Origin of the sequence: Enterobacter cloacae complex sp. IR5458, assembly GCF_049238025.1 — a bacterium.
Lineage (GTDB): Bacteria > Pseudomonadota > Gammaproteobacteria > Enterobacterales > Enterobacteriaceae > Enterobacter > Enterobacter kobei.
In genome coordinates this window covers 1-7167 of sequence record NZ_JBMKIF010000074.1, presented here as the reverse complement: position 1 = coordinate 7167, position 7167 = coordinate 1, and the positions used below count along the sequence as shown (strand labels likewise).

At 44.9% G+C, this 7167-nt stretch carries 3 protein-coding genes and 1 pseudogene; all 4 read left to right on the top strand.

Annotation, left to right across the window (positions count from 1 at the left end; translation table 11 throughout):
* Positions 1-244: 244 nt before the first annotated feature.
* Positions 245-1174 carry a DNA-processing protein DprA gene (locus tag ACOTYN_RS25325; RefSeq protein WP_045896958.1) on the top strand — a complete coding sequence of 310 codons (930 nt, stop codon included), beginning with the start codon at positions 245-247 and terminating at the stop codon, positions 1172-1174.
* Positions 1171-5847 (top strand): RecQ family ATP-dependent DNA helicase, encoded by a 4677-nt coding sequence (locus tag ACOTYN_RS25320; protein ID WP_126287414.1) that lies wholly within the window; start codon positions 1171-1173, stop codon positions 5845-5847. Before ACOTYN_RS25325 ends, ACOTYN_RS25320 begins: the two co-directional genes overlap by 4 nt.
* Positions 5844-6329: a hypothetical protein gene (locus ACOTYN_RS25315; RefSeq protein WP_047653993.1), complete on the top strand. Its 486-nt coding sequence runs from the start codon at positions 5844-5846 to the stop codon at positions 6327-6329. Before ACOTYN_RS25320 ends, ACOTYN_RS25315 begins: the two co-directional genes overlap by 4 nt.
* Positions 6330-6425: 96 nt before the next feature.
* Positions 6426-7167, top strand: a pseudogene (locus ACOTYN_RS25310) (IS3 family transposase); the annotation flags it as partial.

Sequence of the window (7167 nt, the reverse complement as noted above, 5' to 3'; positions counted from 1 at the left end):
AGTTGGAGTCATTACCATGGTGGGTTACCACCAAACGAATCAGAAAACCAATACTGGAAAAACTCTAACGCGGTGGCCAGTTTTAGTTGACCACAACACTTGCCGTGGCGTATATCTGCTTATAGAGATTGACTTTATTGTGTTTTCGGTCGAATACAAGTAAATTTGTGGTTAATGGACTAGAATTTGTTGTGTTTTTGGAGTGGATGTGAACATAGTAGATGCTCTTGTTGTCAAGAGGCTAATGAACGTTGGTGATGAAACTGTTCTGTCCATCTTAAAGTTTTCAGCGTATAGCGGAGTGGCAACACTCGAAGAACTGGCACACCACTCCTCCAATCTAAAAATATCAAACGGTAAATCTCGAGCAACTCTCGAAAGCTTCTTAGATACTGCGAACTTCCAAGCTCTCAGGGTCGAAGTACAAGCTGAGATTGATTCGTTCAAAAATAAAGGTGTTGAGATTGTTCTCTTCGGTACGAAAACCTATCCAATTGCGTTATACGGTCTCCCGAAACCTCCTCCTTTTCTATACTGCAAAGGCAATCTGAACCTCTTAGATAATAGGCTTTCATTAGCGGTTGTAGGCACTCGTGAAAACACCCCCAAGGGGGAAACCATAACGATTAAAACTATTCAAAAGTTTGCGACTTATGGCTTCACGATAGTCAGTGGACTTGCACTGGGTATCGATACAATTGCTCATCGCGCGGCATTAGACGCCAAAACACCAACGATTTCTGTTCTTGTCGATGTGGAGTCTATTTCTCCCGCAAGTAATCGGGAACTCGCTAAGGAAATATTGGACGAGGGCGGACTTCTAGTTGCAGAGAATGCACCAGGAACCAAAGCAATACCTGCGTTCTTTGCTAAGCGAGACAGGATACAAGCAGGTTTATCTACTGCCGTCTTTGCTATTGAAACTTCGATAGATGGTGGGACGATGCACGCAGTCAAATCTGCTATCTCTATGATGCGTCCTGTCTTCGTTCCTGACGCACATAAAGCTAAGTATCCAGATCTTACTATCAAGGCAATTTCAGGAACTCAACAGCTAGTTAACGAAGGGAGGGCGATACCCTACACGAGCGAATCTTATGAAGATATTCGTCTTCAATTAGAAGATATCGCGAGTTCATTTAGGTCGTTGAAAGCAAAAGGTGGCCTGCTGTGATAAAGGTCATCGTCCTCGATCTTGATGACACGCTTATTGATACATCAAGCCTCGAACCACTTCGGTCAGCTGGCCGATGGAGAGACATACCCAGGTACTTTAATGGTTGTGTCATCTATCAGGACGTTGTCGGCCTTGTTACAACGGCTCGGTCGGTTGGAATCAAGGTTGCTATCTTCTCGAATGCGCCTTCGAACTACGTTCAGGGGCTACTCAAACACTTCAGTATCACTGTTGATTATGTAGTAGCCTACCATGATGTAACGCAGCATAAGCCGAGCCCTGAGGGCGTTACTCGTATTCTCGAGTACTTCGGTGTTAGCGCCGACGAGTCAATTTATTTAGGAGATAGTAACCTAGATCGAGACGCTGCTTCCAATGCAGGAGTTGAGTTTTTCTCAGTAGATTGGGGTTCTGCCTCGGAGATCGATTCCTCACATAAGGGAATAAGCGGTCTCACCGAGCTTATTGGAAAAAACTCGACGCGGAGCTCCGCAAGAACTGGACGTTCTGAGTTAATACAATCTGGGAATAAACTTCATCTGGGATTCTATTTAGATGGTATCAAACAGGAAGTTTGGTCTTTCAAAGATAACAAGAATACTTCTGTTCGCCGCTGGGTTAACAAGACTGTTGAGCTAGCTCCTTCATTCCCAGCCATAGATATAGTTGTTCGAGCGTTAGGTCACGCTGAGCTTAGGGCTGAAGATGGCGATAAAGCATTAGATACCTTGGGCAAATCGCTGGCTGTTGCTTTAGGGGCTTCTTACCAACCTAAGATATTAGAGAAAGATCACGTATTAGATAAATCGACTAATTGCACTGCAGCACAAAGACTCCACCAGGTCAGAGGTGCCTATAAAGCCGATTTTGATTCAATAGAAGCTAATTCAAATCCGACATTTCTGATCGTTGACGACGTATTAACTTCGGGGGCTACAACTGATGAGATAACACGCTGTCTATCTCAAGCTTTTCCGAATTCAAGTATTTACATTTTTACGTTGGTTAAAACTCTCTATAGATTGGAGCTAGGCACTGACAGCCAAGAACAACAACACAATAACCAACTGTTTTCAGATTTGTACAACCCAATCATCGACTCGCTGGCGGACGAAAGTGAACTATCTAGACATGTCAGGTCGAAGTCTAGTAGCAGGCTTGTAAGCAAGAAGTTTTCTGCTAACTACGCGAGAACCAACCATAACTTCATTTTCCACAATCTTCTCCAGTATTCTATCTCGTCTGAAACGGCGTCTGGACAGCTATTTACAGCAATTCAAGTTCTTAAGAATATGCTTCAGAGAGGGAAGCCAACAATAGCCTCGCGGAAACTGAGGAAGGCATTTGGCATTGAACTGGAGAAGAGCGGTCTTAATACATCAGCTCAGGCTCTTGTGTCAGATAAGCCAGTTTTTTGGAATAGATTGATTCGAGGCAACAAGCATTCTGGGTACTACCCAGCGAAAAGGTTTTTTGATGAGCTGATTCCAAAGTATTTCGGTGAGTACATTTTTGTAAAACAACTAATGCTCCCTGAAGTTCAGATTTACGATATGACTCAGGTCTACGTTGAACAATTCCAGAACCGACAGGTAGATTTTTACATTCCTCAAGTTGGTTTAATTATTGAGATAGATGGTCAACAGCACCAAAATTCTCAGCATTTAGATGAGATGAGGGATGCGTTTACTGAAACCTTGGGACTGAAGACAGTTCGTTTCACTGTTCAAGAAGTGGCATCTGAGAATCAGTCATTTATCAGTAAGATAAATTCGATTATTTCTCAAATTCAGATCGTTGATAGTCTAGAGCGAAATGGTGTCCTAACGCCTCCTAATGGTATTTCTTTATTGAATTACCAAGAGGCTTATGAAAATGGAGTCGATGTTACTGACTCGCGATTGAGGCTGACCTCGGCGTTGCGTTTCCAGATACTGTTATTAGAGCTTCTTGAACGAGGTCAGATCAGACTAGGGGAGTTGAAAAAACTATTCATAGTCAATCGTGATGGAACTGATTTTGCTGAAGCGGCACTGGACGACCTGAACGATTTGTTATCGAATATCTTTCGTCTCATCGGCATTGAAGAAAAGCGAATTGAGGTTGCGCTGATCGAATCAGATGAGCTTCCGAGCGAACGGTCTGGTGAAAATATATTCATCGACTTCAGCTTACTGGAGCGTTATGACGATTCCTTTCAAGTTAACCAAGACGTCATATATTCACGTACGGATTACTTCGATTTCTATCGAAACTTCGAAGATTCTGATGCTGTTTCAATAGAAACCAGTCAATTGATTGACTATGACTTTTTCGAGCTTTCATGTAGTAACCCCATTACCTACAAGCTAGATCTTAGCCCAGGCAGCGAGCAGCGAGAGTCGCTGAGATACTTCCTCAGCAACCTGTTTCTACCATACCTAGAGGATGTAGATTTCAGGGAAGGGCAGGTTGGTATCATAGGATCTGCACTTTCGAAAAACGGCACAATAGGATTGCTGCCTACAGGTTCGGGTAAGTCGATTTGTTACCAGCTGTCTGCGGTCCTGCAACCAGCCGTTAGCTTTGTCGTGTGCCCGATAAAAAGTTTGATGTATGACCAGAAAGCAGATTTGGATAGCATCGGCTTCACTCGAAGCAATTTTATTACAAGTGATTTGAAGGCAGGAGAGAAGGCCAAAGTTCAGAGAGATTTCGGACGTGGTAAGTACTTCTTCGTTTTCATATCGCCTGAGCGATTCCAAACCCATGCGTTTAGAAAAGAGATGTTGGCTATCGGACTAGATCTCTCATTTGCCTACGCGGTGATCGATGAAGCTCACTGTTTGTCTGAGTGGGGACATGATTTCAGGACTTCTTATCTGAACCTGGCAAATACAATCGAACGGTTTGCTCCTAGTGCAAGTTATATAGGCCTAACGGCAACAGCATCAGTTAACGTCTTAAAGGATATTCAAACAGAGTTTGATATCCCCGATGATTTTGTCCGTACCCCAATGGACTTCACTCGCGAGGAACTCTCATTCCACGTTATCGACGATAAAGGCCTTAAAGGTGATGCAGTCGTCAAGCTTGTTTCTGAAATGGAGGGTAAATGGAATTCCGATCGGGAAGACGGCAATAAGGCGGGGATCATATTCACACCTACCGTCAACGGAGCTAAGGGTTGTCATAGCTTAGCGGGCCGAATTTCAACACTCTTGAAGATGGATGTTAGATATTTTTCGGGGTCGGCTCCGAAAATGGGTGGATTGCAGGGAGAGGCTTTCGATAGGTATAAGCGCCAAGTTCAAGACGAATTTAAAGAAAATAAATACCGCCTACTTACTGCCACTAAGGCATTCGGAATGGGCGTGAATAAGGGGAATATTGCCTATACGATTCACTTCGGAATACCTGGGTCGATGGAGGCCTTGTATCAGGAAGCAGGCAGGGCCGGGCGAGATAAAAAACTATTCAAGGAAGTACCCGCAGATTGCTATGTGCTTCTCACAAAAGAGCCCAATTCAGCTATTCTCGACAAGATTTGGGACGCTATCACGAACGTCAAAGATCTGAAGGAGTACGTGAAGTCATTGAGTCGCGATAGCGACCTGAACACAAATCTATTCCTGATGACAAACGGCTTGGACACAATCAATGATGAGTTCAAGTTGATGGCAAATGTATACGAATTCTTTAAGTACAATCAGGAACACAACACGGTGATCATTACTGCCAGGCAGTTTGGTACGGAAAAGTTTAAATTGGAAAAGGCTATCTACCGTCTTTCTCAATTAGGTATTGTCTCTGACTGGGTAATCGAAGACTTTTTTAATGGAACGCTCTATGTCGAGTTCCAGTGCCTATCGGAAGAAGGCCTGGAAAAGAAAATTGAGCATACCGTCAGAAAGTATGATCCTGAGTTTAAGCTCGCTGATGTGTTCAGTAGTGATAACCAGTACTACAAAATTCTCTGCGACAAGCTGAGAAAAGGGTCTATCGATAAATCGCAATTTATCTTTCTTGTTCTTTTACTTTGGTCCTATGACCATTTTGTCTACAACCGCCGCCAGTCACAGAAGAACGTTTATGAACACTGTAGTTCATTTGCTGAAGGCAGGATGGATGGCAAAGAATTTAAGGAGAAGTTGGAGGGTTATTTCAGACACGACAAGTCGAGCCAACTTTTGCTCTATATGGCTGAGAATTCTGCATCGGCGAAGTTATGGCCATCAGTTTTTTTTGAAACTGATGAAGAAGAGGGCACGGAACATCTAGTAGGCAGCGAGAAGATGACGATCCTACGAGGTCAGATTTCTCGATTCCTAGAGTCATACAAAGATAATGCATTCTTGAACTACTTGAGTGGTGTGCTGCGACTAGCTTCCGATGAGTTTGATGATGCAGATGGAGAGCGAAGAATGGCATCGTCATTTGATCGGTTGATCAGTGATAATAGGGATGAAGCACTAGAGCTGGTCCGAAAAACTATGCAGCTAAAGCCAATGTTCTCTGAAAATGCGCGAAGCCGCTTTGCTCGTTTGGTCCATGAGAAATTTGATGATTTGGATTTTCTTGAGGAGGTAAATGAAGAGCTAGGAGATCCGTTCTCCTATCACACTTTGTTAGCTCCACTAGCAATTAGACTTGAAAAACTTACCAGCCTATACAAGGGGATTAATTGGTGAATGACATACAGAAACTACACCGGGTAATCGATTCACTCGAAGAGCAATCGACGCAAGTGGCAGAGTTTAATGGCCTGTTGAGCGCCGTCAACGATGCAAGAACTGAGATAGAGGCAGCGAAATCAACGCTCGCAAGTCTAGCTTATGAACAAGCTGAATTGGTTACGAAGAACTCGAATAAATTTGAAGAGTTTGACGGTCGCCTTACGTCACTGAATGATCTTCTAGGCCAGATCAAAGATGAACAGTTGAAACTAAGGCGTGAGGTTGCAGCCTTGAAGTTTGTAACACCTGATCAGTTTGAACAAGGCTGCACAGCAATTGATAGCCGCATTGCTAAACAATTAGCGGAATTGAAAAGCAAGTTAGAGGCAGCGGTGGAGTCTCAGCAAAGATCGATAAGCGGGCTACGAACCATAGTTGTTTTAGGTATCTTGGTGTTGGCTGGAGGTGTCGGATTCTTGGCTATGAATATGGTTTGAATCGCCACGGGTTTAACAGACACCTCAGAGTCATTTATGGACTGACCCCGCCCCGGTAGACGATCCTGCCCTATAGTTTGAGCATAGGAGGAGCGTATGGGCACACCACGATTTACACCTGAATTTAAGGAAGAAGCCGTCCGTCAGATAACAGAACGCGGTTATTCCGTTGCCGAAGTATCCGACCGTCTGGGCGTTTCTGCACACAGCCTCTACAAGTGGCTACGGGCTATCAAACCTGATAACAGCGAACAGCATGCCCGGGATTTACTGGAAGCCAAAAGCGAGATCCTGAAACTCCGGGCGCAGCTAAAACGCACCGAAGAAGAACGGGATATCCTGAAAAAGGCCGCGCGGTACTTTGCAAGGGAGCCCGACTGAAGTACCGCTTTATCAATGAACACCGCACTGTATGGGGTGTGATGACGATGTGTCGGGTACTGAATGTCGCCCGGGCCGGGTTCTATGCGTGGCTGCACAACCCGGTCTCGGCGCGTGATAAAGATAACCAGCGTCTGCTGATGCTTATCCGCGACTCATATTCACTGAGCGGAGGCGTATACGGTTACCGGCGGGTTCATGGCGACCTGAACGAAATCGGGGAAACCTGCGGCAAAAACCGGGTGGGTCGTATTATGCAACAAAACCGGATCAAAGCCGTACGCGGCTATAAAGCGCCGCGTCGTATCGCCGGCCGGCCTTCAGTGGTTGCCCCTAATCGCGTGCAACGGCAGTTTACTGTTGTCCGGGCCAATCAGGTCTGGGTCACAGATATTACTTATAGTGTGCCCGGAGTTCAGGGCGGGCATGGATGCTTAAATGAACCGCGAGTCTGTCT